Annotated in this window: 20 protein-coding genes; 5 read left to right on the forward strand and 15 right to left on the reverse strand. The window is 48.8% G+C overall.

Annotation, left to right across the window (positions count from 1 at the left end):
* Positions 1–41: 41 nt before the first annotated feature.
* Positions 42–695, reverse strand: coding sequence for a response regulator (locus tag M3630_RS02510; RefSeq protein WP_251251324.1), 654 nt, complete (start codon positions 693–695; stop codon positions 42–44).
* A gap of 32 nt (positions 696–727) precedes the next feature.
* Entirely contained in the window at positions 728–2,338 is a 1,611-nt protein-coding gene (locus M3630_RS02515; protein ID WP_251251108.1) for an ATP-binding protein, read from the reverse strand.
* Positions 2,339–2,561: 223 nt separating this feature from the next.
* On the opposite strand from M3630_RS02515, the gene M3630_RS02520 reads away from it, so the two are divergent.
* Entirely contained in the window at positions 2,562–4,052 is a 1,491-nt protein-coding gene (locus M3630_RS02520; protein ID WP_221868598.1) for an NCS1 family nucleobase:cation symporter-1, read from the forward strand.
* Between the two features lie 93 nt (positions 4,053–4,145).
* Here M3630_RS02520 and M3630_RS02525 read toward each other — a convergent pair whose 3' ends face one another.
* From M3630_RS02525 to M3630_RS02545, 5 genes are all read right to left on the reverse strand, one after another.
* Complete coding sequence (locus M3630_RS02525) at positions 4,146–4,658, reverse strand: hypothetical protein (RefSeq protein ID WP_251251109.1); 513 nt, start codon at positions 4,656–4,658, stop codon at positions 4,146–4,148.
* An 89-nt stretch (positions 4,659–4,747) separates the two neighbouring features.
* Positions 4,748–5,638, reverse strand: coding sequence for a nitrilase-related carbon-nitrogen hydrolase (locus M3630_RS02530; protein ID WP_173607848.1), 891 nt, complete (start codon positions 5,636–5,638; stop codon positions 4,748–4,750).
* Positions 5,639–5,672: 34 nt separating this feature from the next.
* The gene (gene hydA, locus M3630_RS02535; protein WP_251251110.1) at positions 5,673–7,058 is read right to left on the reverse strand and encodes a dihydropyrimidinase; all 1,386 of its coding nucleotides are present in this window, start codon (positions 7,056–7,058) and stop codon (positions 5,673–5,675) included.
* Positions 7,059–7,147: 89 nt separating this feature from the next.
* Positions 7,148–8,425 carry an NAD-dependent dihydropyrimidine dehydrogenase subunit PreA gene (gene preA / locus M3630_RS02540; RefSeq protein ID WP_251251111.1) on the reverse strand — a complete coding sequence of 426 codons (1,278 nt, stop codon included), beginning with the start codon at positions 8,423–8,425 and terminating at the stop codon, positions 7,148–7,150.
* Positions 8,426–8,440: 15 nt separating this feature from the next.
* Positions 8,441–9,787 carry an NAD(P)-dependent oxidoreductase gene (locus tag M3630_RS02545; RefSeq protein ID WP_251251112.1) on the reverse strand — a complete coding sequence of 449 codons (1,347 nt, stop codon included), beginning with the start codon at positions 9,785–9,787 and terminating at the stop codon, positions 8,441–8,443.
* Between the two features lie 186 nt (positions 9,788–9,973).
* Here M3630_RS02545 and M3630_RS02550 point away from each other — a divergent pair, with 186 nt between their 5' ends.
* Together M3630_RS02550 and M3630_RS02555 are read left to right on the forward strand one after the other, a co-directional pair.
* The gene (locus M3630_RS02550; RefSeq protein WP_251251113.1) at positions 9,974–10,486 is read left to right on the forward strand and encodes a hypothetical protein; all 513 of its coding nucleotides are present in this window, start codon (positions 9,974–9,976) and stop codon (positions 10,484–10,486) included.
* A 9-nt stretch (positions 10,487–10,495) separates the two neighbouring features.
* Positions 10,496–10,924 (forward strand): hypothetical protein, encoded by a 429-nt coding sequence (locus tag M3630_RS02555; protein ID WP_251251114.1) that lies wholly within the window; start codon positions 10,496–10,498, stop codon positions 10,922–10,924.
* A gap of 10 nt (positions 10,925–10,934) precedes the next feature.
* Here the strand turns inward: M3630_RS02555 and M3630_RS02560 are convergent, their stop codons facing one another.
* From M3630_RS02560 to M3630_RS02570, 3 genes are all read right to left on the reverse strand, one after another.
* Positions 10,935–12,194: a hypothetical protein gene (locus M3630_RS02560; RefSeq protein ID WP_251251115.1), complete on the reverse strand. Its 1,260-nt coding sequence runs from the start codon at positions 12,192–12,194 to the stop codon at positions 10,935–10,937.
* 184 nt (positions 12,195–12,378) lie between these two features.
* Positions 12,379–13,680 (reverse strand): hypothetical protein, encoded by a 1,302-nt coding sequence (locus M3630_RS02565; protein WP_251251116.1) that lies wholly within the window; start codon positions 13,678–13,680, stop codon positions 12,379–12,381.
* 165 nt (positions 13,681–13,845) lie between these two features.
* Entirely contained in the window at positions 13,846–14,427 is a 582-nt protein-coding gene (locus M3630_RS02570) for an LOG family protein (RefSeq protein ID WP_173607856.1), read from the reverse strand.
* A 95-nt stretch (positions 14,428–14,522) separates the two neighbouring features.
* Between M3630_RS02570 and M3630_RS02575 the strand changes: the two genes are divergently transcribed.
* A complete protein-coding gene (locus tag M3630_RS02575) occupies positions 14,523–14,846 on the forward strand; it encodes a MazG nucleotide pyrophosphohydrolase domain-containing protein (RefSeq protein WP_173605206.1) in 324 nt (107 codons plus the stop codon).
* An 83-nt stretch (positions 14,847–14,929) separates the two neighbouring features.
* Here the strand turns inward: M3630_RS02575 and M3630_RS02580 are convergent, their stop codons facing one another.
* Together M3630_RS02580 and M3630_RS02585 are read right to left on the reverse strand one after the other, a co-directional pair.
* Positions 14,930–16,294 carry an aspartate aminotransferase family protein gene (locus M3630_RS02580; protein WP_251251117.1) on the reverse strand — a complete coding sequence of 455 codons (1,365 nt, stop codon included), beginning with the start codon at positions 16,292–16,294 and terminating at the stop codon, positions 14,930–14,932.
* A 31-nt stretch (positions 16,295–16,325) separates the two neighbouring features.
* Positions 16,326–17,834, reverse strand: coding sequence for a CoA-acylating methylmalonate-semialdehyde dehydrogenase (locus M3630_RS02585; protein ID WP_251251118.1), 1,509 nt, complete (start codon positions 17,832–17,834; stop codon positions 16,326–16,328).
* A gap of 132 nt (positions 17,835–17,966) precedes the next feature.
* On the opposite strand from M3630_RS02585, the gene M3630_RS02590 reads away from it, so the two are divergent.
* Entirely contained in the window at positions 17,967–19,601 is a 1,635-nt protein-coding gene (locus M3630_RS02590; RefSeq protein ID WP_251251119.1) for a PucR family transcriptional regulator, read from the forward strand.
* A gap of 51 nt (positions 19,602–19,652) precedes the next feature.
* Here M3630_RS02590 and M3630_RS02595 read toward each other — a convergent pair whose 3' ends face one another.
* The 3 genes from M3630_RS02595 to M3630_RS02605 form a co-directional block, all read right to left on the reverse strand.
* Positions 19,653–21,923 (reverse strand): S8 family serine peptidase, encoded by a 2,271-nt coding sequence (locus M3630_RS02595; protein ID WP_251251120.1) that lies wholly within the window; start codon positions 21,921–21,923, stop codon positions 19,653–19,655.
* Positions 21,924–22,018: 95 nt separating this feature from the next.
* A complete protein-coding gene (locus M3630_RS02600; RefSeq protein ID WP_251251121.1) occupies positions 22,019–24,421 on the reverse strand; it encodes an AAA family ATPase in 2,403 nt (800 codons plus the stop codon).
* A gap of 79 nt (positions 24,422–24,500) precedes the next feature.
* Positions 24,501–25,685, reverse strand: coding sequence for an MFS transporter (locus tag M3630_RS02605; protein ID WP_251251122.1), 1,185 nt, complete (start codon positions 25,683–25,685; stop codon positions 24,501–24,503).
* Between the last annotated feature and the right edge of the window lie 34 nt (positions 25,686–25,719).

Here is a 25,719-nt window from a genome sequence, read left to right on the forward strand (position 1 = left end):
TTGAAAATTAATCACTTTTTGTTCATATTGTTCATGGTACATTATGGCAGATAGCGATATTTTCTTTCCGGTCTGCCAACGGTGCCATAAATCAAGTCAGCACGCGCCTTTTTTTCCAGGACCAAGTATTCTAAATACCTTCTGGCCGTTGTTCGACTGGTTCCAATCTCGCGACCAATCTCCTCCGCCGAGACCCCCTTGTCTCCCGTCTGTCTGATCGCTTCGATTACTTTTTCCAGCGTTAGGAGGTCAATTCCTTTTGGGACGGGCACATCTCGATTTTTCGGAGTGACAAGTCTTCTGGTCAGCATTTGGTCAATGACTTCCTGATCTACCTCGACAGCTTCTCTCGTTCGAATGACATGCTCACGATAGCTTTCCAGCCGTTCACGAAAACGCTCGAAAACCAGCGGCTTGACAATGTAATCAAATACGCCGCCGCGCAGCGCTTCCTGTACCATTTCCATTTCCTTGGCTGCAGTGATCATAATCACGTCAACTTCGCGGTAATGTTGCCGAATATGCCAGACCAGCTCCGTTCCCAGCATATCAGGCAGATACACATCCAACAAAACGAGCTCGGGGCGCGTACAAGACAGCAATTCTTTGGCATCCGTCCCATTCGTTGCTGTAGCAATGACTTCAAAACCTTCAATCTTGCTGACAAACCGCTTGTTGATATCGATAATTCGCATATCGTCCTCGACGATGAGAACCTCCAGCTTTCTCAAGACGCCACCTCCATTCTTTTGCGTAGGGATACTGTGAAAAGTGCGCCTCCTAGCTCGCTTTTGCCAACGAGAATATAGCCGTCCAATTCATTAATGATTCCATGCGCCTTGGCCAGACCAATTCCACGATCTTCACCTTTTTTCGTTGAGAAACCGTGTTCGAATATTTTTTCTCGCAGTTCTTCCCCAACTCCCGGTCCTGAGTCCTCGATTTCAAACATGATCTCATCGCCCGTGTCAGACAAATAACACTCCACTCGTTTGTGCTCGACACTTGGCTCATTGACGGCTTCCAACGCATTTTGGATCAGCGTCCCCAATAAAACCACGATCTGCTGCCGATTAATCGTCGGCGGGAGCTCCTTCAAGTGACTGTCGTGATGGATGACGAATTGTATTTTCAGCTCCTTGGCTCGATTGTGCATGCCTAACAGCAAAGCCCCTATTAACGGATCGGGAATTTGCTTCGCCAAAAACAAAATCATCTCTTGCTGTGCGGACGTTTCACTCGTAATCAACTCGACCGCTTCCTGAATCGAGCCAAGCTGCAACAAACCGGAAATGGTATACAACAAATTGTGAAATTCATGTGTTTGGGCGCGAAGTACATCCGCATAACGCCTCGCCTGGGACAATTCTGAAGCTAGCTGGTCAATTTCCGATTTGGGACGAAAGCTGCTGACTACTCCTACGACCTTCCCACCGAGCTTGATTGGAAGTCGATTCACAATGATTTCTTTTCCGCCCATAATCGACTCGCGATCTAATTGATGCTCGCCGGATTCCAGAACTTCTGGCATGCGACTGTCTGGTAGCACTTCCACTATTTCTTTGCGATGAAACTCTTCTTCCGGTAAGTTCAAAATACGAATGGCAGCCTTGTTCATCATCGTGATGCGATTATTGCGGTCAATCGCCACGATACCTTCGCGGACTGACTCCAGGACAGCATTTCGCTCTACGTACAAGGATGCGATCTCCTCCGGCTCCAATCCTAAAATTAAGCGCTTTAAATAGCGGCTGAGTGCAATGGCACCAGCAACACCGCACAACAAGGCGAGAAGAGTCAAAATCAATATGCGGTCTTGATAGAGGTCAATGGCCTCCTCGATATCTTCCAGCAGAAACCCAACGGATACGATCCCGATGATTTCCCCTTGATCATTTTTGATCGGCACCTTCCCTCGTAATGAAGGGCCCATACTGCCAACCGCCTTCGATATGTAAGATTGACCTTGCGAAAGTCCCGGCTCGTTATCTCCACCCACCATTTCCTTTCCAATCCGTTCCGGAATCGGATGCGCATACCGAATTCCCTCATGGTTTCCCACGACCACAAACTCTGCTCCGGTTTGCACACGGACGTTTTCAGCGATGGGTTGAATGAGTGAAGGAGGGTAATCGCTCGAAAATGCATTACGCAGCTCTGGATCGCTGGCAACAATCTTCGCCACACTCAATGCTTTTTTGCCTACTTGCTCTTCGATCGAAGACGCAACAATGGAAGAAAACACCGCCCCAACTGACGAAACAATCAGAATAATGACAATAGTAATCAATAAGATCATTCTGGTTTGCAAAGACATTCGGATTTTTCTTGTCGTCACAGCTTGCTCCCCCCTTGCTTCATCTTACCATCCCCATTAGGTAAAAAGGTAGAATCATTCCCATTGTCAATGACGAATCTTGTCGTTGTAGGCTGCGTTTTTACGACAAAAAATCAGGTATTAGGCCTTCTTTCCCCCAATATAATGTTACAACTTGTATTCAAGACAAACTAGGGCGCTTGTCCGAATACGAGACATCTTGAAAAGCAAAGGAGGGAAAGAAGTGAAGACGCAAACGGTATCAAATGGAATCGTTACCCTGACAAAAGAAGGCGAAGATGCAATCAAGAACAGTCCGCTTTATAATGAAGGACTGCGGCCGACGAGGACAGCAGAGCACACCTGGACATCTTACAACTTCGCCAGCTTGTGGATTGGTATGTCGATCTGTTTGCCGACGTATGCAATGGCGGCAGGGTTAATTTCCTTGGGTATGAACTGGTGGCAGGCCATTTTGACGATCATTCTCGGTAACTGTATTGTCCTTATTCCTATTCTTCTCAATTCTCATGCCGGGACGAAATTCGGCATTCCGTATCCTGTTTTTGCGCGCCTCTGGTTCGGCTCCAAAGGAGCGCACATCCCTGCTGTCGCACGCGGTTTGATTGGTGCTGGCTGGTTTGGCATCAACTGTTGGTTCGGAGGTGCTGCCATCGATACACTCCTCATGTCGATGACAGGCTGGGCAAATGTTCCCGGACATCTCTGGATATCCTTCTTTGGCTTTTGGCTGTTAAACGTATGGGTCGCGTATCGAGGTCCCGAAGCGATCAAAAAAATGGAGGCTTGGGCTGCTCCCGTCCTGATCATTATGAGTTTGGCTCTCCTCGTCTGGGCGCTTACGAAAGCAGGCGGATGGGGACCCATGCTCTCTGCCCCTTCGAAATTCACTACCACTGCAGAATTTCTGAAGGTTTTCTTCCCAGCATTGACGGGAGCGATTGCTTTTTGGGCAACAATGGCCCTCAACATTCCGGATTTCTGTCGGTATGCCAAAAGTCAAAAAGCCCAAGTCATCGGACAATCCTCTTCGTTGCCGACCACGATGGGTTTCTTCTCGTTCATCGGAGTTGCTGTCGCTTCTGCTACTGTCGTTATTTACGGAGAAGCGTTGTGGGACCCTGCTGCCGTGTTGGCCAAATTCTCGCCTTTCGCCATTTTCCTCGGAACAATTGGAATTATTCTTGCCACATTGACGACCAACGTAGCGGCCAATATCGTTGCTCCCGCCCGAGCAGTGGAGAATCTGGCCCCTCGCCGTCTCTCGTATGAAGCCGGCGCCATCATCGCCGGGGTCGTGTCACTCTTGATGCAGCCTTGGTACATTTTAGAGAACTTCGGCAACTACATCTTTTTATGGCTCGGAACGTATGGAGCCTTGTTAGGCCCGATCGATGGAATAGCCATCGCCGACTATTGGCTCGTGCGCAAGCGGCGCATTCATTTAACAGAGTTGTACAAAACAAACGGGATCTACAACTACAAAACAGGCTTTAATGGCAGAGCCATCTGGGCAATGCTAATCGGGATTGCGATTCCTTTTATAAGTAAATACATTCCGGGCTTAACCATTATTTGGGACAATGCTTGGACTGTCGGACTACTGATCTCACTCGTGATTTACACGTGGATGATGAAAAATGATGCTTCGATCTTGAGTGCCAACGATTACGAGAAGATCACGGCAAACAACAAACAAACGATTGCTTCCTAATAGCAGGCTACCAAAAAAGACTGGCTGCCCTCGTTGGGTTTGCCAGTCTTTCGTTTTCCTTACTTACATAAGTCGATAGTCACCGTCTCTTTCTCACACATCAAGCACAGATAGAATCGCAATCTCTTCAATTTGAACATCAGGCTCATAGCAAATATAATACGTTAGCTCCGGGCTGATCCGGTACCGAATCCCCCGATACCCACATGCAATCAAATACGCACGCACCTTATCCCCTGTCCATTGCAGCCACTCTTCATAGCCCATTCCGTTTTGTCTCTGTTCGAGTTCCTCTTCTGAAAAAGCAGCACGCAATGCATCGATGCGCAGTTCATTTTCCCCATAGCGCTCGTCCAAACAAACGAGACCCTGCAAATGAAGCCGCTGGCTCAGCACCACTGCCTTCTCCCCATTGGTTTCTGCATGACAAATCGCATACTGTGCGGCGATTTCCGGATTGCTCACCAAGTAAACACCAGCCCCAAACACTGCCTTTGCACTCGCACCGTTTGTAAAATGACGCCGTTCTGCCCTCTCATACCTTTGCGCTTTCACGACGCGAAGTCCCTCGCCATATTCGACCCCTCGATATACAGTCTGCCTCATCCCTGAACGCTCCTTTTGACTCTGATGGAATCCTTCCAATGATGCGAAAAGGAGGAAGGCGCGTATCCAGCACCTCCCTCACTCTTTTATTAAGGTAATAGCTTTACCATATCTTCGTAAGTCTCCGGTCTGCGATCCCGGTAAAATTGCCACGTATCCCGCACCTCATGAATTTTGTTGCGATCCATTTCAGCGACAATAACCTCATCCTGATCCCTGCTCCCCATAGCGACAAATTGTCCGCGCGGATCGACCAAGTACGATTGTCCGTAAAACTCGCCCATGTTCCACGGTGCTTCAGTCCCTACCCGATTGATCGCAGCCACATAATAACCGTTGGCTACCGCATGAGCAGGCTGCTCGAGCTTCCACAAGTATTCGGATAAGCCCGCTACCGTCGCGGACGGATTAAAGACAATCTCTGCTCCGTTCAAGCCAAGCAATCGTGCGCCTTCTGGAAAATGGCGGTCATAGCATATATAGACCCCGACCTTGGCAAAAGCGGTTTCAAAAACGGGATACCCGAGATTGCCGGGCTTAAAGTAATATTTCTCCCAAAATCCGCAGCCACTGCTGCCCACTCCGACATGCGGAATATGCTGCTTGCGATATTTGCCCAAATACGTGCCGTCCGCATCAATCACTGCGGCGGTGTTGTAATACGTACCGATCCCGACGCGTTCGTACACAGGTAAAATGAGTACGGTTCCTAACTCGCGAGCTAGGGAAGAGAAATGTTGCACAGTCGGCCCATTTGGGACTTCTTCTGCTGACTCATACCATTTCGGTTGCTGTTCGGCACAAAAATACGGGCCGTAGAAGATTTCTTGCAGACAGATGATTTGTGCCCCCTTGGCCGCAGCCTCCCGCACCATCCTCTCATGCTTCTCAATGGCTTTTTCTTTGTGCAGATGAACCGGCTCGTCTCCGTCGACATCGTTTTTCGCCTGAATCAAGCCGATACGAATGATATCTGCCATAAACGCCCTCCTCGCCTTTTTACGCTCTCCCTTATTACGGTCTTGCAAAGGTCGATCGTTTTACAAAGCGTCCGGCCCCGGCTTGCCCGACGAATTGCTGATCGCGAATGACAAAAGAGCCGCGCGAAAGTACCGAGATAATATCGCCGTTCACCACCATTCCTTCAAATGGATTGTAGTCGACATTCATGTGGTGAGTTTCAACGGAGATCGTTCGTTTCAAATTTGGATCAAACAATACGATATCCGCGTCTGAGCCTACCGCAATCGTTCCTTTCTGCGGGAACATCCCGAACAGTTTGGCTACTTTTGTAGAGGTCATATCGACGAATTGATTGAGGCTGATCTTGTCCTTCGCTACCCCTTCCGAGAAAAGGAGGCGCATCCGATCCTCAATGATTGGTCCACCGTTCGGGATTTTCGTGAAATCCCCTAGCCCCAGCTCTTTTTGACCGGAGAAATTAAAGGCGCAATGGTCAGAGCCAACCGTTTGCAAGATGCCGTTTTTCAACGCGCCCCACAAGACGTCCTGATTCCACTTTTCCCGAAGCGGAGGGGACCAGACGTATTTCGCTCCTTCAAAGCCCGGCTTCTGTAGATCCGTAATATCGAGCACCAAATATTGCGGGCATGTCTCCCCGTACACATTCCATCCCTTTTCGCGAGCCTCTGCGATCCGGCGCACCGCTTCTGCACACGATACATGCACGACATACAGCTGGGCATCTGCCAGTGCAGTCAATGCAATCGCACGTCCTGTCGCTTCTCCTTCTGCTTCAGGTGGACGAGTGTAGGCGTGGTACACGGGGTCTGTCTGCCCTTTTGCAATCGCCTGCTTGATCAAATAATCCAGAACGTCTCCATTTTCTGCATGAACCTGTACCAGGGCGCCTAGCTCCTTAGCCCGAACCAGCGTTTTAAATAGCGTCTCATCATCGGCCATCAGCACATTTTTGTAGGCCATGAATACCTTGAGCGAAGTTATCCCTTCATTTCGTACGACTGCTCCCAATTCCTCGAGCACTTGATCGTTCGCATCTGAAACCATCAAGTGGAAGCCATAGTCGATAACCGCTTTGCCCCTTGCTTTTTCGTGCCAGGTCGAAATAGATGAATGCAACGGCTCTCCTTTATTCGTCAGGCAAAAATCGATGATGCTCGTTGTCCCTCCAAATGCCGCTGCCTTCGTGCCTGTATAAAAATTGTCGGAAGTAACCGTTCCGCCAAAAGGCATATCAAGATGGGTATGTGGGTCAATCCCTCCTGGGAAAACATAGTATCCGGTAGCATCGACCATTTCGGCATCTTTCCCATCCAGATTGGAGCCGATTGCAACTATTTTTTCCCCTTCGATCAAAATGTCCGCCTGATACGTGTCTGACGCTGTCACGACTGTGCCATTTCGAATCCATTTTTTCATCCGATGATCATCTCCCCTTCAACCCGTCACCGAGTAGACATGCCTTCTCTTGTACACGCTATGCACCCCACGCCGAAAACATGACTACACTACAGCTCACAGCTGCCACCCGCAGCCAAAACAGCCTGTCGCTGATTCCAGCTAAGAGGGGCTTTGTCGCTCGGGATTTCGACCATCTCGATCGTTCCTTCCACTGGACAAACAATGGAGCACAAATTACAGCCTACACAATCCTCTTCTCGTACAACTAAGCGCTCTTTGCCAGTCGATGGATCAGGAACAATGTCAATGCATTGATGCGAGGTGTCCTCACAAGCGATATGACACTTGTTGCAATTGATACAGGTCTCTTCATGAATGCGCGCCACGACCTTGTAATTCAGATTCAGATGTCCCCAATCCGAGTACGTATGCACGGCTTTTCCGACAATGTCCATCACGGAGACAATTCCGCGCTGATCCAGGTAATTATTAAGCCCATCAATCATGTCTTCCACGATCCGGAATCCATGATGCATGGCGGCTGTACATACTTGAACACCCGTTGCACCCATCAGCAAAAATTCAACGGTATCGCGCCAATCAGAGATACCTCCAATGCCAGAGATCGGGATACCAACCTTGGGATCGCGTGCACATTCTGCGACCATGTTCAGAGCGATTGGTTTGACTGCTGGTCCACAATAGCCGCCGTGCGCCCCTTTTCCATCCACATGTGGGATCGGCAGCCATTTGTCGAGATCAACCCCCATCAAGCTGTTAATCGTGTTGATCATGCTAATGGCATCGGCTCCTCCCTGACTTGCGGCCCGTGCAGTAAAGCGAATGTCCGTAATGTTTGGGGTGAGCTTGACGATGACAGGGGTTTGGGCGACTTCTTTTACCCATTCGACCTGCTGCCTGATCAAATCTGGATGCTGACCGACCGCAGAGCCCATCCCGCGTTCTGCCATGCCGTGCGGACAGCCGAAATTCAGCTCCAGACCGTCTACACCAATTGCCTCCACCTTTTTGACAATCTCATGCCATGCTTCCTGTTTATGTTCAACCATGAGCGAAGCAATCAACGTGTGCTTCGGAAAGCGACGCTTCGTTTCATCCATTTCCTTCAAATTGACCTCAAGCGGTTTGTCCGTAATCAGTTCAATGTTGTTGAAACCAAAGACGCGCTGTCCCCCGAAGTTCAGACCGGCAAAGCGAGAAGTGACGTTGATGATCGGCTCTCCGAGTGTCTTCCAGACCGCGCCACCCCAGCCCGCTTCAAAGGCACGCTGTACTTGGTAGCCTGAATTGGTCGGTGGTGCAGAGGCCAACCAGAATGGATTCGGGGACTGGATTCCCGCCAGATTAATGCTGAGATCTGCCATGATAGGTCTCCTCCTTTATACTGGCTGTTTTTGATCACGGAGCGATTGGTGGATGGCATAAGCCGCTCGTTTCCCGTGATTGGCTGCATCGACTACCATCGCATCTGTTTTGCCTCCACCAAAAATGACATCGCCCGCTGCGTAAACTTTGACATGGGAGGTTCGGTAGGTGCCTTCCTCAACCTCGACAATCCCATTGTGATGCTGGAGCCCGAATGCTTCAATCAATGACAGATGTCTGTTTTGTCCGATCGCCTTCACGACATAATCTACTTCGATGACAAAATGACTGCCCGGAATTTCTACTGGACGCTTTCTACCTTTCTCATCCGGCTCACCTAGCTCCATTCGCACGAGTTCCAGTCCCTTCACTCGGCCGTTTTCCTCGATTACACGGGTTGGGGCAACGAGCCAGCGGAATTCTACGCCATCCTGCTTGGCGAATTCGTATTCAAACTGATAACAGGACATCTCTTGAACGGTCCGCCGGTACAAAATCTGAACATTGTCTGCACCCAGCCGTTTGGAACAGGTGGCAGCGTCAATCGCCGTATTGCCCGCACCAATAATGACGACTTTTTTGCCGAGCATCTCGTCTGACAGTGGTTTAGTCTTGGTCTCCTCCACGAGTGCAATGGCATCGAGGACACCTGTCACTTCTTCTCCAGGGATATGAAGCTGAGGGACATTGCCCATACCGGCTGCCAACAGAATAGAATCATACTGGTCCAATAGCTCCTCTGGCCCTACATCCACGCCGATTCGCGTATTCGTTCGTATCTCTACTCCCAATGCCTCTACTTGCTCTACTTCCCATAGAGAAATTTCCTGTGGCAGACGGAATGACACAATGCCGTACGTGTTCAATCCTCCCGCCTTCTCCTTTGCTTCAAAAACCGTAACCGCGTAGCCGAGACGCGCAAGCTCACGCGCTGCTGATAATCCCGCCGGGCCTGCTCCGACGATGGCTACCCGTTTACCATTTGCTTCGCCTTTTGAAAAAAGCGTTGCTTGATTTTGGATTGCCCAGTCTGTCGCATGACGCTGGAGAAGGCCGATCATGATAGGCTTGGAGGCCGAATTGAGTACACAGGCACCTTCACACAGCTCCTCTGTTGGACATACGCGCGCGCAGCTCGCCCCGACGGGATTTGATTCCATGATTGTCCGGGCTGATCCGAATAAATTCCCGGTCGCAATTTTTTTGATGAAGGAAGGGATGTCAATCGACGTGGGACAAGCCTTGATACAGGGTGCGTCGTAGCAATACAGGCAGCGATTCGCCTCATGGATGGCTTCCATCGGTTTTAGGGCAGGCACGACTTCCGCGAAATTTTTCACGAGCTCATTCGATATGCTCATCGGTCCACAACCTCCTCACCAGATCTAAACATGCTTGCTATTAATCAATGTGCGAAATCGCTTTTTTATGATTGTTACATTTCGTATTTGCCTAGTGAGGAAACGAAATCAATCTGCTGGAATTGACATGAATGATTTCATGATCGAATAGGATAAAAACAAACAAGGAAGAAAGGGCCGTCCCGTATGAAGGATTACGACCTGGAGATCAAGGTAGTGAAACAAAAAATCGCGGAGGCACAAGCGCTTCTCAGCCACTTGGAAACCGAGCGCAAAAACTACCTGATGCAACTCGAAAGGCGCAGAGCGTTTCTCTCTTCACGCGAAATACTCGACATCCTGGAGACAAAGATTGGCCGTATCGGCAGTATGGCTACCGTCAAACGCTGGGCAGATCAAGGCTATTTAGGGGATTGTATAGACGAACGGGAGACCTTCCCCCTTTTGGTCAGTAAACAAGGAAACAAACGATTTCTTTTTCCTCGTGAATCCGTGCTCAATTATCTATATAAAAAAGGGTATCTTCGCCCGAGCTATGAAGTTTTGGATCGTGTCCAGCTCACAAAAGATAGCACTTGCTGCTGGGGAATCATCACCTCCGTCGAGCGCAGCGATCAGCACTTCACCTACCAAGTCCAATTGGAAAAAACGGGAGAAGTATTGTTGTCGGTACCGGAAGAAGAACTGCTCATCCCGTAAGGAGGCACTATGGAACTGGCCGTAATCACGCTGGAAAATACAGTTGCCAATCAAGAGAGATCACGACAAATCCGCGACTTGCATAAAAAAAAGGGCCAGACCCTCGCTATTCGATTTAGCGAAGAACTGACCCATATTATTTTAGAAGCACCATGCTTGTTTATACCTGACCAGGAATGGTTGGACGAAGCTGTTGTCTTCGAAGGAATCGTAAAAAAATCAACGGAGTACTACGAGCTGCACCCACGAACCAAAGGGAAAACCGTCAACCTTCACCTTGATTCAGAATTGGTAGCTGAGCTGGAGCTCATTCGCTCTCTCGTCAGCAGCAAAACGCAGCAGGAAATCCTTCGTGAGTTGTTTGTTCGAGGCATGCGCTCGTATTTGGCTGAAAAGGAAGCAGCCTGCTCACCCATCAGCGCAAAAAAAGAACGCTAATCCCTATTCTCTACCAGGAGAACGTGATTTTGTCACCCGTGATTTGATAGCGAACCGTGAAAGTCTGTTTCTTCTCTTTCATGCTGACCTCAAACACAATTGCTTTTTTCGTCAGATCAGGCTTGACTGCATTGACATCCAGCATATCAAAAGGTTCGTTTGCCTTTTTCTCCATCCCTACAATTTCTATCTTTTCATGTGTAGTGACATGATAAACTCCCACACCCATCATTGTCTGATACAAGACCCAGTTGTTGTCCAACCATGTTACTTCATCGATAAAATAACCTGGAAACAGTTGAGATTGCGGTGTGTAATCCGGCTGGTAGAAACGAATATTCGCGGTATTGTACAAATTGTCTGAATCAATCACTGCGATTTTTTTCTTGTCTGGTGAAGGGATTCCAGCTTTTTTCGCCAATTCGATTTTTTCTTTTTCCGTTTCGATTCTCAGTTTTTCGATCAAGAACAGGGAATCTTCTTTGGAAAAGACGATGTTTTTTACGTTTTTCAAATCTGCGAGCGTGTCTTTGCTCGAAAAATTCCTGTAGATGGTTAGCGTTGCATCCTCTGGCATACCATCGTAGGCGATGCCTCTGGATGGATACTCCCACGCATATGTACCGATTCCCCTGAGATGATACGTAAAATCCGGCTTACCCCAAGCACCAAAGATAGAAAAATCAGCATATTCGGCGGGTGCCCCTAATTTCTCACCATCGTCTTGTAAATTTTTTGCCATATCAGCAAGTGCTTTCGTATCGGTGATCTGATCACGCCGATAAATAGAAATGGCTTTTACTTTATCCTGCGCAAACGTGAAAAACAAGTAATAGCCCTGTTCTGCATAGCCAATCAACGCAAGCTTTTCATCGGAAAAATGTGGTTTACCCAAGACTCGGACGATCTCGTCTTTTCTTTTGGAGGTCGTAATCCCTTTGACAACTTCGCCTTTATAGGAAGGTTCAACGAGAACGGCAAACGCTTGCTTGTTTTCGTCCCACTTCATGCTGATTCCTTGTGGATAATACACATAATCATCAAATTCTTTCACGGATTTTCCCAGTAGCTTCGTAAGCGAATCTTGTTTCCACTGATGGGAAGTGAAGGTATTCACGAGCAGCCCTTTTGACAAATCTGCTGGTGCCTGCACGGATGTTCCAGTACCGCTTTGCGGTGTGATTGGCATTGTCGTTGATGCGCTTGCTGCGAATGCTGTCGAAGCGAACAAACTGCAGGACAACAGTAGCATTATCGCTTTCTTTTCCACTTCATTCCCTCCCAAACTATCAGCATGACTATACAACCATCGCCATAAAACAACGGTTATCCCTAAATTATACCAGAAATAGACAAAATCCGCTAAAAAGTTTTTTATCCATTATCAATGTAACAGAATAAAGCGTCCTTTCCCCCATTTTTTGAAGGGAAGGACGCTTTTCAATGCACTTGATTTACTTCGATTCACCGTTGAGATAATTGAAGAACGGTTGATCTACCCAAAACTTGTATGTCTCTACCTTTACCTTGTCATTCAGCTTATGGAAGCCTTCCACAACTTTTGGAGATTCTTCATTCAGCGAGAAAGACTGCACGACATAACGACCATCTTTTAACACGTTGTTCGTAATGACAGCATAATCTGCCAGCTCTGTACGGGAATGATAAAGCGGCTGCCACCAAGAAGCCTTGAGCAATCCAGTCATGTCCTCTTGATCCCGTTTGGCATATTTCAAAACAAGTGGCTGGAATTTCTTCTTCGCTTCTACGCTGTCGAATTCCAGGCTGAGATCGTACTCCTTGGCATACGCAATGTAGTTGCCGTTTTCAATCTGAACCACTTCATAATCGGCTGTTTGAACGGGCTCTCCCCATTCCTTCAAGTAAATGAAGGCAGATGTTTTTGGTTCAAATTGAACCTTGGCATTGACACCTTCACTTTTTAACAGGCCGATTAATTGAATGGCGTGAGCGATATCACTATGCCCATACGTAATTGTGCGCTGCGGATCAAAATGAGGATCGAATGCGGCATCCTTCAAATTGTAGCCAGTAATCAGATTTTGCTTCAAGCCTCTGTCTACGAGCTCTTGCAATTCACCTGCTTTAATGATTTGCGATTCATTCCACGCCTGTGCGAGCTTGCCAAAAATCTCTTCATCGGCGATTGTTCCCAGATAGTTTTTGGCAGAGCCATGGAACTCTGCTACTTTTGCTAGCAATTGACTAGCAAGTTCTGCGGATACTGCACCTTCTACAGATGCTGACTTCAACGCATTGGCGGACACAAGCCCCGTGTCAATGGCTACAGCCAGCTCTTGTGCAGTCTGCAAAGTAAGCGTGCTGCCTTTTTTATACGAAATCCCTGCTTTTTTCAAGGCAGCCGCTGCTTTTTCCTCGCTATATGTATACCCGAGCTCTTTTAACTCTGCAGCTTTTACGGCAGCACTGACTGCTTCCCATACAACCAGCTTGGAGGCATCTTTGGATGCAGGCAAGAAAGTTTTGGCTGACAAGTCTTTTTCCGATATACTTGTGGTAGTAGATACGATCTTGAGCAATGCGTTCTCGAATTGCTCGCGAGTTACCGTCTTGTCAAATTTCACACCGTATTGCTGCTGCAAAAAGCTGTTCCACTCTACGTGTGCTTCTACCGTTGTTTTCGTTGTTGCACCGACTGCAGTTGGAAAAACGAGCGCCGCCGAGAGTACGGCAGCTGAAGTGGAGAGTTGTAGCCATTTCGCTGATCTGTTCATGAAGTATCCTCCTGACGTATGAAGAAGAATCATATTGATATTATTCCTATATGTTTACTAGGGATATAATCAACTACATTAACACTCCTGCATTCATCCTGTCAATAACTAGAATAACCCGATTTCCTCCCACACATGGAGGGCTTCGGGTTATTTTTTCACATTCTATTTATCCAGCTCCGACCACTTGTTCACTTTCACTGGCGGTGTATAATCTCGCATCCGATCTAGCAAGACAGCGGGATCACTCTCGCACAGGATCAATTCACCCTGCATAGCGGGAATAAATCCGGCTTCAGTTGCATGCTCTACCATTTGCATCAACGGCGTATAGTAGCCATCCACGTTCAGCAGTCCAATTGGCTTTTGGTGAATGCCAATTTGACCCCAGCTCACCACTTCAAAAATTTCTTCAAAGGTACCCAATCCGCCTGGCAAAGCAATGAAGCCATCAGACAGATCGATCATTTTCGCTTTGCGCTCGTGCATCGTCAAGACCTCATGCAATTCTGTCAGCCCTTTATGTACGATTTCTCCGCGGAACAGTCCTGTAGGCATGACGCCGATCGCTTTTCCATCGCTTTCCAGTACTGCATTTGCAACGCGCCCCATCAGTCCCATGCTGGAACCACCATAGACCAATTCAAGACCACGAGCGACCAGTTCTTTTCCCAACTCCTGTGCGGACCGCTCAAAAAGTGGATTTACACCCGGATTGGAACCTGCATAAACACAAATACGTTTCATGTCATCCTCCCAAAACTTGTTGAAGTAGAATGGCTTTTCCTAAATTTCTTTGCGTGTCATATAATTATACTAAAATCAGGAAGGGACAGATATATATGAATATAACTGAGTTCCAAAAATGGGTAGGAGATTTTTATCAAGAACGAGGTTGGACAGGGTATGGTCCGTTTATTCGTGTAGGTTTTCTGATGGAAGAGGCTGGCGAGCTGGCAAGAGCTGTACGCGCCATTGAAATTGGTCGAGATCGTCCAGATGAAGGGGAGAAACCCGCAGCGGAAGCGCGGCAGGAGCTGGTGGAAGAGCTGGGCGATGTACTTGGGAATTTAATCTTGCTGGCAAACCAATACGAGGTACCTTTTGAGGAGATTTTGGAAGCACATCGAGCAAAGCTGCAAAAGCGCTATCAACTCCATCGTTGAATACATACAGCGGCAGTCTAGGATTTTCGCATCTCCTAGTCTACCGCTGCTTTCGTCTATTCGTCTTTTCGTTCTAGCTACTCCTACTCCAGTGTATCAAAGGCTTCCTTCATAACCTGCGCAATAAAATCGAGATCATCGCTCGTCGTGGTAAATGGTGGTGAGAGTGTCAGCACATTGTTGAAGCTCGGAATGGTGTCGCCATTGCGCCCGATAATTAATCCCCGCTTCTTGCACTCGGCAATGACCTGTGTCAATTTCGCCGGCGCCGCAGGTTCCTTTGTTTTACGATCCTCTACCATCTCGATCCCCATCAGGAAACCGAAGCTGCGAATGTCTCCAACGTATGGATGATCTGCGAGAAAAGCCAGCTTGGCACGTAATTCTGCTCCGAGTTCCTCCGCTCTCTCCACCAGTTTTTCCTCTTCCAAAATTTCGAGATTTTTCAGGGCAAGCGCACATGCCGCCGGATTGCCGCCGAACGTATTGACATGTCGGAAATGCAGATTATTCCCCTGCAAATTGAATTTGTCTGCGATTTCGGCCCGTACTGCTGTTGCAGAAAGTGGCAAGTATGCACTTGTGATACCTTTGGCCATGGTCACGATGTCTGGTTTGATTCCGAAGTTCTGGTGGCCGAACTTTTGACCAGAGCGACCAAATCCACAAATGACCTCATCCACGATCATCAACACACCGTACTTATCGCAGATTTCACGCACTTTTGGCATGTATTCTGGCGAAGGAACGAGGACGCCTCCCCCGGTAATAGTCGGCTCCATGATGACGGCAGCCACGGTCTTTTCTCCTTCCCAATTGATCACTTGATCGTAATATTGGGCGCACTCCAGATTGCATTTGCCGTACGATTTTCCTGCCGGACAGCGATAGCAGTAAGGCGGCGGTACATGCAGGAAGCCAGGCGCTAATGGCTCGTATTTTTCCTTGCGTATGGATTGACCAGTTGCAGCGAGGGCCCCCATCGTATTCCCGTGGTAAGCGCGATGGCGCGAAATGAATTTGTAACGGCCCGGCTCCCCGTTCTGATGATGATATTGACGGGCAATCTTGAATGCGACCTCGTTCGCTTCCGAGCCGCTGTTGGAAAAGAAAACGCGATACTCCTCTCCAAGCCATTCGCTGATCTTCTCGGATAGACGAATAGCAGGTACGTGGCTTTGTGTGAGTGGAAAATACGCCAATTGCTTCAGCTGCTCGTAAGCGGCGTCTGCGAGCTCCTGTCGGCCATAGCCAACATTGACGCACCACAAGCCAGACATCCCATCCAGATATCGGTTCCCGTCGATATCGGTGATCCACGATCCGCTCGCTTCCGTTACGATCATCGGATTGGGGTTGTACGGGGACATATGGTGCCACATATGCGAACGGTCGGCATCCAGCAAGCTCTCTTTATCAAAATCTTTTGTCACTTGTCCTTGCTCCATCGCGCAATCCTCCTTCTTTTTTCGTAAGAGGTTATTTTACAAACACTTTTTGCGAACCAATGCTGGTATCGCCATCTTCGAACCATCTGGATGTGACCGTTTTTTTCTTCGTGAAAAAGAGGACGCCGTCTTTTCCATTTGCATGCAAATCACCGTAAAACGACTGTTTCCAGCCCGAGAAAGCAAAGAAGCCCATCGGAGCAGGCACCCCTACATTGACACCGACCATCCCCGCTTCCACTTGCTGAACGAATTCTCTTCCCCATTTTCCGTTGTTCGTGTAGATGGTCGCCCCATTGCCAAAACGCGAGCGGCTAATGGTCTCCAAGCCCTCTTCAAAGTCCTTCACACGCATCACACTCAGGACAGGCGCGAAAATCTCGTCGCGGACAATGACCATCTCTGTATCTGCCTTGTCAAAAATCGTTGGCCCGAGGAAGTAGCCATCCGGCAGCTTTTTCGCATCCTGGCGACCATCACGTACCAGTGCGGCACCAGACTCGACACCTTTTTCGATATAGTCATGTACTTTAGACAAGTGCGAATCACGGATGACAGGACCGAGATCGATACCTTCCTCCAAACCATTTCCCATCGCGAGAGCATTCGCTTCCTCGATTAGATGCGCGATCAGCTCATCGGCAATCTCCTCGACAGCTACGACAGCGCTGGCTGCCATACACCGCTCTCCTGCACAGCCGAATGCAGAGCTTGTAATTGTTTTTGCCGCGCGCTTCAAATCCGTGTCAGGCATGACTAAATGGTGATTCTTGGCTCCAGCCAGTGCTTGCACACGTTTCCCGTTCGCCGCTGCTGTCTTGTACACGTATTCTGCTACCGGCTGCGAGCCGACGAAAGAGATCGCTTTAACATCCGGATGCTCCAACAGACCATTGACGACATCATGCGCTCCGTTTACCACATTGAATACACCGTCTGGAAGGCCTGCTTCCTTTAGCAGTTCGGCAATCCGAATCGAAGACAGCGGTGTACGCTCCGAGGGCTTTAAGACAAACGTATTTCCTGCGGTTATCGCAATCGGGTACATCCACATCGGGACCATCACAGGGAAGTTAAACGGTGTAATCCCGCCGACTACCCCTAATGGAAAACGGATCACCTGACTGTCGATGCTATTTGCGATATTAGGCAACGTTTCTCCCATCATCAGTGTTGGCATCCCACAGGCGAACTCTACCATTTCCAACCCACGCAATAGCTCTGCCTGTGCCTCAGGCAGATTTTTGCCGTTCTCCATGGTGATCATCCGGGCAAGTTCATCCTCGTGCTTGACCAGAAGGCTATGAAAACGAAACATAATGCGCGCACGATCCACGACAGGGGTAGCACTCCAGCTCACAAACGCTTCCTTTGCAGCAGCAACAGCCTTGTCCACATCTTCTCTCGTCGACAGTGGTACGCGTGACAACAATTCTCCTGTTGCCGGATTGGGCACATCTTCAAAACGTGTCGTCAGTGAATCTACCCACTGGCCCCCGATGTAGTTTTGCAACGGATTTCCAACGATAGCTGTGTTCATCCCTTCAACTCCTCACGTTCAATTGATTGACAATTCCATTTTATCCAAACATAATGCCTGTCAGCACTAGACAAAGCGTAACGCATTACGTAGGGTTAATCTTACAGACTGTAACTGGAAGAGGTGATCCTATTGAGCAACGATTTGCGCCTGACCATTGCAGAAATCATCAAGCGTCCTTTGTTTCAACATGCTCAAGTGGTGGCAGGGCATCGTGGCCTGTCCCGCCCTGTTCGCTGGGTTCACGTCTTGGAGACTGCCGATACGGGACAGTTTTTAAATGGCGGCGAACTGATCCTATCAACCGGGCTAGGATTTGGCGAAGAAAAGGAAAAGCGACTTGCGTATTTAACAGAGCTCATTCGGCGAAAAGCAGTCGGGCTGTGCATCGAGCTGGGACGTTACATCCCCTCCATCCCGGAAGATATGCTAGAGCTGGCGAACCACCACCAGTTTCCGTTGCTCGTTTTCCATCAGCCTGTCCGCTTTGTGGACATCACGCAAGATTTGCACGAGCATTTGATCCAATCGCAGATGCAAGCACTCCGGAATCTCGAAGCCTACTCTCGAAGTTTGCAACAGCTCAGCCTGCAGGCAGCGGGCATACTCAAGCTATTGCAGCATTTTCAGGTGGCGGTTCAGACGCAGGTCTTCTATTACGCACCAGATGGCTCGACACAATTTGCTCCGGTGGTACCGCATGATGTTGCAGTGGAGATGAGCGATTTGATGCGGTCTCATTTTTCCGGACTGGATAGTAGTGAAGCTGGTGTACGCTTCCTTTCTCTATCTGCGACCAGACAGCTTGCCTATCAACCCGTGATGGCAATGGGGCACGTGCTCGCCTATGTCGGCATTGTTTTGTATGAACGCAGTCCGGATGAGTATTTGCTCCTGACCTTAGACAATACGGTCAGCGCGATGGCCCAAATTTTAATGCGGAAAATGTTTGTGGAAGAACAGGCGCTTGCTACCGAAAACCGACTGTTTGATGATTTGATTGCCAACCGCTCCATTCCAGAGGAACAAATGCGTTCCTTGCTTGGTATCACGGGCAGCGATAAAGCCTCTGCCTATCACATGATTATTTTATCGTTTGAGAAGCCGAAGAACCTGGCCCAGGACTCCCTTCCGCCGCACGATCTGACAGCTATTTTCCGTTCACTTTTGACCCGTCACCACTTTCGGCCTTTCATACGATGCATGGGCCATCGCTTTTACTTTTTGCTGATCGAGCAACGTCCGCTTGCAGATTCCCGGCGTACCGTGGAAAAAGCCTTTCGCGAGGTCAAAAGGATCATGACGCAAATGCTAGGAGCGGATATTCAAATACGGATGGGTGTCAGTCGAGCCGGAAAACGGTTGTCAGACGCTGGACGGCACCTCGCGGAGGCGGAACAGGCACTGGCTTTTTGTCAGGAATCATCCAGTCCGTTTTTCGCTGATCTCGGATTGTTCCGACTCCTGTTCCACGTCCCTAGTGAGCCTGTATTAAAGGCCTTCATAAGCGATTACCTCGGTCCGCTACTAGCCCATGACCAAGCACATGGCTCCTCGCTCGTTCATACGCTGCGTGTCTATTTGGATGGTAACCTCTCCAAACAGGAAGCTGCGGAAAAACTGTTCATTCATCGTCAAACGCTCTATCATCGCTTGGAAAAAATCGAAGAAATTCTCGGAAAGGATTACACAGCAACGCAAAACCGGATTTGCTTGGAAATCGCCATGCGAGCGAGAGACTGGTTAAACAAGGAAGAGCAGCACTAAAAAAAGACACAACCCTTCATCTGTTCAGAAGATGGAGGTTGTGTCTTTGATTTATTTCCCCGGCTTATTCATATAAAGGCGATACTTTGCTTCTTTGCCTTGCGTCAGCACGACACGAATTTTGTACAAGCCGGTTTGTTCGATATTCACGGTTAGCTGCTCAGGATTGCTGGACGTTGTAGCAGACGCAAGCTCTTTGGAACGACTGTTATACACGTACAAATCAACATCTGCATCCTCTTTCCAGTCTACGGACAATTCCAAATCCCCTGGCTCATTGATGCGAATGGAATAGTCCATGTATTTCTGCTTTTTCGCCAGCTTTCCTGTTCGGAATGGCTCTTGTTCAACCGGTGGCTTCTCCTCATCCTCGTCATCGGCCTTTTGCCATTTTCCCGTAGTTGCTAGTGCATACGGCTGAGGCCCTTTCGGGATGTTATAGCCTTCGACCGTCACGGTGTAGATTCCCTCTTCCGGTTCAGTAATCCATACTTGCTCGACGTTGTTCAGGTTGTCCACTTCGTCGTTGTAAGGGGCCTCAAAAAAGTCGTTGCCGTTCAGTTTTTCTCCACTCGGTGTCGTTACTTTCAGATTCAAATCGTTGACGAGTGCACGCTTTGCGACAATGGCAGCAGGATAATCCGTCCACGCAAGCGTAATTGCCAAAGGCTTGGAATCATCCGAGACCTTGACCTTATACGTAACTTTTTCACGCGTGCGAATGCCGTCCTTCTCGTCCTTGTAGTTCGTTTCAATCGCATTCGCCAGATTGGCTCGTCCGAAGCCTTGCTCTCGCATGTCTTCATCCAAGTTGTCTGCACTCGTCAACAGCATGGCTTTTACTAATGCACCGCTCGGATTTTTTTCCCCTTCTTCCTGCAAAAATTCCCGGATTTGTGCCACACCGCCCGCTAAAATCGGCGTCGCCATGCTCGTGCCGTTCATATACGCGTAATGTTCATTAAAACGCTTGTAGAAATTTTTGCTCGGTGCCAGTGAAGAGCGCGTGGATAAGATCGCTGTACCAGGCGCGACAATATCCGGCTTCAAACGCCCGTCGCCTGTTAATCCGCGACTGCTCGATACCCACACGTCGTCCGCTTTATCGGAGTTCTTCCCCAAGTCCGGACGAACATTTTCTGTAGCGCCAACGGCAATGACGTTTTTAGCGGTGGCTGGGCTCCCGATCGTTTTAAAACCTTTCTCGCCTTCGTTTCCAGCCGCAACAAGTACCGTCATATCTGGATGCTCCCATAAAAAGCGATCAAACAGCATCGATGACAAGCTGTACTCTCCCTTATCATTCGCCCCCCATGAATTGGAGTGAATGCGGGCTCCCTCTTCGTATGCTTCCTGCAAAATGGTCTCGACATCCGTAACGAGCTTCCCTTTCGCGTTCTCTATGGAATGAAATACGAGCTTGGCACCCGGTGCCGTTCCTTTATACTGTCCATCCGATGCTTCACCTGTGCCTACAATGGAGCCAGCTACATGCGTACCATGACCGTGGACATCGCTCGCATCATTCGGTCGGCCAAGTGAAATGAGCTTCTCAATTTGGCCTTTAAAATCTGGATGCATCGTTTGGAGCTTCCCTGTATCTAGTCCGGTATCAGCGACTCCGACAATTTGTCCCTTGCCTGTGTACCCTGTCGAGGCCAGCTTGTCCGAATGAATGATGGTAGCTGCCACATCATTGTGCAGCTTGTTTTCTGGCACGGGGACAACCGCAATGACATCATCTGATTCGATCACTTGTTCAATCGTTTCCTGATCCATCTTAGCGATTGATATATGCGGAGCATCCTCAGGTGATTGAACGTCTCCTATATCTTGATCCTCCGTCAATTTTGTCATCGCTCGATACATGTCCACCCGTTGATTGAAACCGACGACGGCAACCTCGACCCGCTCTCTTTTGCCTCCTTCAAAACGAAGCTCGGACGATACCTTCGACTTCGGTGTAAAGGACATTACATCTTCGACAAAGGACAGCTTCTCGACTTCCTTTCTTACCTGTTCATCCTCCATTTTTGCGATGAATGCAAAATCCGGTATGTAATCACCAAGCGTGACGCCGATTTCTTCCAGTTCTTCTTTCCACTCCTCACGAACAGGACCGGATAACTGAATAACGACGAGCTCAGACTCTCTCTTTTTCGACGAAAGCTTGTCCAGGGCCAGACCCTCATCCGCTTCGATCTGGATATTGCCCCGACGCTCTCCCTCTTGTTTGGCATCCGCCGGAATGCCTTCCAGCGAAAGTGTCAGAACAAGTGTCGCGCATAAAGCTGCCTGCCATTTTTTTCGCAAACCAAACACCCTTCCCCCCATGGCATAATAAAACCATTTCTATCCATTATAAGAGAAAGGGTGAATAGTCAAAAGAGTAAGAAGGCATAGACATGGGACAAAAACTAATTTTTTGTCCCATCCTCTTCTGCCGTCCACTGTAATAGCAGTTGAAAATCGACCCATGCCAACTGCATGAGCATTTCCTGATTCCATTCCTGCTTCGGAATATCCATCAGTCGCACAGCCTGGTTTTGGATCGCCTCTTGCAACAGGTTATGGCTAAAACGACCGTTGCCATTCAATCGATGATCACTGTCTGCTTTATCCAAGGACTGTGCGATCATTTCCAACACGTTCTTCTCAATCGCATACCCCACATCACATGCAGCCTGTTCAAGAATGTGCACGAGTTCCTGCACCGTGTAGTCGGGGAACGCAATATATTTTTTAAACCGTGACAATAGTCCAGGGTTGCTCATTAGTAATGCATTCATTTCGAGTGGGTAGCCTGCGAGGACCACGACGAGATTCTCTTCGTGTTTGGTCATTTCCTCTACGAGCGTATCAACCGCTTCCTGCCCAAAATCCCGCTCTCCTCCGCCGAGCAGCGAATACGCTTCATCGATAAACAAGACGCCACCCAAGGCTTCGCGAACTTTTCTGCGAGTAAGCGCTGCGGTCTGACCGACATACCCTGCTACCAAGTCGGCTCTACTCGCCGTAACTAGATGACCGCGCTTCAAATAGCCGATTTCTTGCAAAATCTGTGCGTACAGCTGGGCGACCGTCGTCTTCCCTGTACCTGGATTTCCAGTAAAGACGGCATGCAGCTCAATCGGACTTTTCGGCAGGCCTCTCGCTGCGCGTTCTTGCTGGACGGACACATATGCCGCGATTTTTTTCAACTCCGTTTTCACTTGAGCAAGACCAATCAACGCTTGTAGTCGAGCTTCTGCATTTCTTTCTTTTTGCGGCGGATCGAAGCCACGTACATCCTCGGGTTTCAGAATCGTAAAGTCATCCCATTTCAGTTCCTTACCGTCTGTCTCGCGTCCTTTGGCAAAGATAGCATCGAGCACGATATTGGTGACTGTCCTTGCATTGCCAAACGTCTCGTCTACTTGTGCTTTTTCAATGCGCTGCCGCAGCGTAACTTTTGCCGCCTCTGTCAGAGTAAAATCGTTCCGTACGGCTACTTCTTCTGCAATATGCACCAGTTCGTCCGCCTGATAGTCCGGAAGCAAAAAGTGGCCCGTCTCTGGAAAACGACTATTTAGCCCAGGGTTGGCGTACAAAAAGTGACGCATTTCTTCGGGATAGCCCGCCAGCATCACGACGAAGCGTCCTGCATACTCGCCACTCGTCATAGCGGATACAAGCGTGTCTATCGCGACTTGTCCATAATCACTGCCAGAGCTATCTGGACGCTTCAAGCTGTATGCCTCATCGATAAACAGGACGCCGCCGCCTGCCTGCTTGATCGCCTCCATGACGCGCTGCTCTGTCTGTCCCACGTAAGCGCCGACCAACTGAGAACGATCCACCTCGATGAGCTGTCCTTTTTCCAACAACCCAAGCTCTTGATACAGCTTGGCGATCAAGCGAGCCAAAGTCGTCTTCCCCGTGCCTGGGTTTCCCATCAGCACAAGATGAAGGGGGAGCTGATCTTTCATATGCCAGCCCTTTTCTTCGCGCAGCTGGCGATACTGCAGAAATTGCGCCAGCTGCCGAACCCGATGCTTGATCTCGTCCAAGCCGATCAACTGCTCCAATTGCTCTAAAGCACCCCTATCTTGCTGAGGAGCTTTTTCGCGATCTTCTACCCTTTCGTTCCTTTGCGGCAGAAGCTTTTCTTTCTGTTCTTGCTGGTTCGTTAAAGCGCGAATCGTCTCTTGCAATTGGACGAGCATTTCACTGGAGTAAAAGACCCCGGATAAAGACGCTCCATACGCTTGAACACGTTCTTGCAATTGTACTAATAAATTTTGTCGTTCCGTGTATAACAGCACGAGGCCAGCAGCCGTAGTTTCCGCCTCTGAATCGTTCCACTTTTGCGCTGCCAGTAGCGTCTCCTCCGCAAGAGAGCGCCACTTCGTGATGTCAGCTAGCTCATTGGTTGCCTGCTCTTCCAGTACCTCAACTGTTCTCCTGCGCATGACGACATTATCCGTTTCACGCACTGACTTGAATTCTGTGAGAAAGGCATGGGATCGCAACTGTGTAAAGTACAGCTCGAGCTTAACTTCTCCAGCGTAGGAATAATCAGGGGCTAGTTGAAGCGCACGATCTACCCATTCAGCGGCAAGTGTATGGCCTCCTGTTTTATGCATCCGCAAAGCGGACATCCGCGTCAGCACCATCGCTTCCGTCAAATCAAGCTCTTCGTCTGGATGTTCTTGGCGATACTGTTCGAGCATTTGCAGGAATGTCAGGCATTCGCCTTCGGTTAGCGACTGGATGCTGGACGGATTTTCGCTAAAGCTTGCAATCAGTAACCTCGGGTCCCGTTCTTCTTGATGCTGCATCTATTGATAGCTCCTCCCGCTCCATTGTTTCATCCCTGTTGTAGCATATTTAGCCGAACATGAAAAGTCTGTCCGAACATTAGAGCTCCCCTTGAATATTCAAAGCGGTTCTTTTCACCTTTTGTCGTGCGAATAAGGTCGCGCAAGCAATGAGGATACCGGCCATACCAAATTCAAACCAGACCCCTCCCCATTCTAACAGCATCGCACCTACAACCGGACCTGCAGCCATGCCCGTATAGCGGATGAAATTGTACACACCAATGGACGTTGCACGCTCTGCTTCAAATACTTCGGATAGCAAAATCGTGTGTGCAGGCATACCTACACCCAAGGTTAAGGCAAACAGCGTACTTGTCAGCACAAGCAGGAGAAAAGAAACATCAGCCGCAGTCATAAAAAGAAACATCGCCAAAGCATTTGCACCTGTCGTCACCAGTAATGTTTTCCGTGCTCCCCATCGATTTTGCAACACAGCAGACAGCTTGCTACTGATAATAAAGACAACTGACACGAGCAAGAAAACCAAACCGATTATTTCAACGGTGACTGCGTAGTGGTTCGTCAATTGGACTGGGAGAAACAGCAGAAAGCAATAATAGGCGTACATTTGGCTAAAACCGATTAAAATGACAGATGCTCCGACTGGGTGGAGCAAAATATTACGGAAGGACCCTCGTGTAAAACCTCCTGATGATGTAGCTTGAGCCTTTTTCGTTTCAGGTAACCATACAGCATTGATGCCGACGAGAAAGACTGCGCAGATCGCCAAAAACAAAAAGACCGCAGAATGTCCGCCGATGCCGCCAATCCAGCCTCCTAACAGTGGACCAAGTGCCGGACTAAGTGCAAGTAGCATCTGATAAGTACCCATCGCAGATGCACGTTGGATTCCTGTAAATATGTCTCCAATAATCGTTGCGGCTACGATCGGAATGGCAGCAAATCCCGCCCCTTGTAAAGCCCGGAAAAATAGTAACCCATAAATCGAATCGACCAGATAGCATCCGATTGACGCGATCGTAAATAGGATCAGGGCAGGTATCATAACACGCTTTCGGCCGAACCTATCGATAAATGGTCCGTAGATGATTTGCATAATCGCGAGCATGACGGTAAAGATTGAAACAGTCCAGTTAATCATGGTTGCACTCGTCTGAAATTCTTTTTGCATGGCTGGTAAAATAGGCATGAACAAATTTTGCGCGAACATACCTAGCATTAGCGTTATCCCAAGTAGGTACAATACTTTTTTTGGATTCATGGTTGCTCTCCTCTTATCTCTCTAATATTGTGTC

Source organism: Brevibacillus sp. MER 51, from assembly GCF_023714195.1.
In the GTDB taxonomy this organism is placed as follows: Bacteria; Bacillota; Bacilli; order Brevibacillales; family Brevibacillaceae; genus Brevibacillus.

Excerpts from the sequence above, each read along its gene's own strand:
- M3630_RS02510 (WP_251251324.1), bottom strand. The coding sequence starts at position 695 with ATGCGAATTATCGATATCAACAAGCGGTTTGTCAGCAAGATTGAAGGT.
- M3630_RS02525 (WP_251251109.1), bottom strand. The coding sequence starts at position 4,658 with ATGAGGCAGACTGTATATCGAGGGGTCGAATATGGCGAGGGACTTCGC.
- M3630_RS02530 (WP_173607848.1), bottom strand. The coding sequence starts at position 5,638 with ATGGCAGATATCATTCGTATCGGCTTGATTCAGGCGAAAAACGATGTC.
- hydA (WP_251251110.1), bottom strand. The coding sequence starts at position 7,058 with ATGAAAAAATGGATTCGAAATGGCACAGTCGTGACAGCGTCAGACACG.
- preA (WP_251251111.1), bottom strand. The coding sequence starts at position 8,425 with ATGGCAGATCTCAGCATTAATCTGGCGGGAATCCAGTCCCCGAATCCA.
- M3630_RS02545 (WP_251251112.1), bottom strand. The coding sequence starts at position 9,787 with ATGAGCATATCGAATGAGCTCGTGAAAAATTTCGCGGAAGTCGTGCCT.
- M3630_RS02550 (WP_251251113.1), top strand. The coding sequence starts at position 9,974 with ATGAAGGATTACGACCTGGAGATCAAGGTAGTGAAACAAAAAATCGCG.
- M3630_RS02555 (WP_251251114.1), top strand. The coding sequence starts at position 10,496 with ATGGAACTGGCCGTAATCACGCTGGAAAATACAGTTGCCAATCAAGAG.
- M3630_RS02565 (WP_251251116.1), bottom strand. The coding sequence starts at position 13,680 with ATGAACAGATCAGCGAAATGGCTACAACTCTCCACTTCAGCTGCCGTA.
- M3630_RS02570 (WP_173607856.1), bottom strand. The coding sequence starts at position 14,427 with ATGAAACGTATTTGTGTTTATGCAGGTTCCAATCCGGGTGTAAATCCA.
- M3630_RS02575 (WP_173605206.1), top strand. The coding sequence starts at position 14,523 with ATGAATATAACTGAGTTCCAAAAATGGGTAGGAGATTTTTATCAAGAA.
- M3630_RS02580 (WP_251251117.1), bottom strand. The coding sequence starts at position 16,294 with ATGGAGCAAGGACAAGTGACAAAAGATTTTGATAAAGAGAGCTTGCTG.
- M3630_RS02585 (WP_251251118.1), bottom strand. The coding sequence starts at position 17,834 with ATGAACACAGCTATCGTTGGAAATCCGTTGCAAAACTACATCGGGGGC.
- M3630_RS02600 (WP_251251121.1), bottom strand. The coding sequence starts at position 24,421 with ATGCAGCATCAAGAAGAACGGGACCCGAGGTTACTGATTGCAAGCTTT.
- M3630_RS02605 (WP_251251122.1), bottom strand. The coding sequence starts at position 25,685 with ATGAATCCAAAAAAAGTATTGTACCTACTTGGGATAACGCTAATGCTA.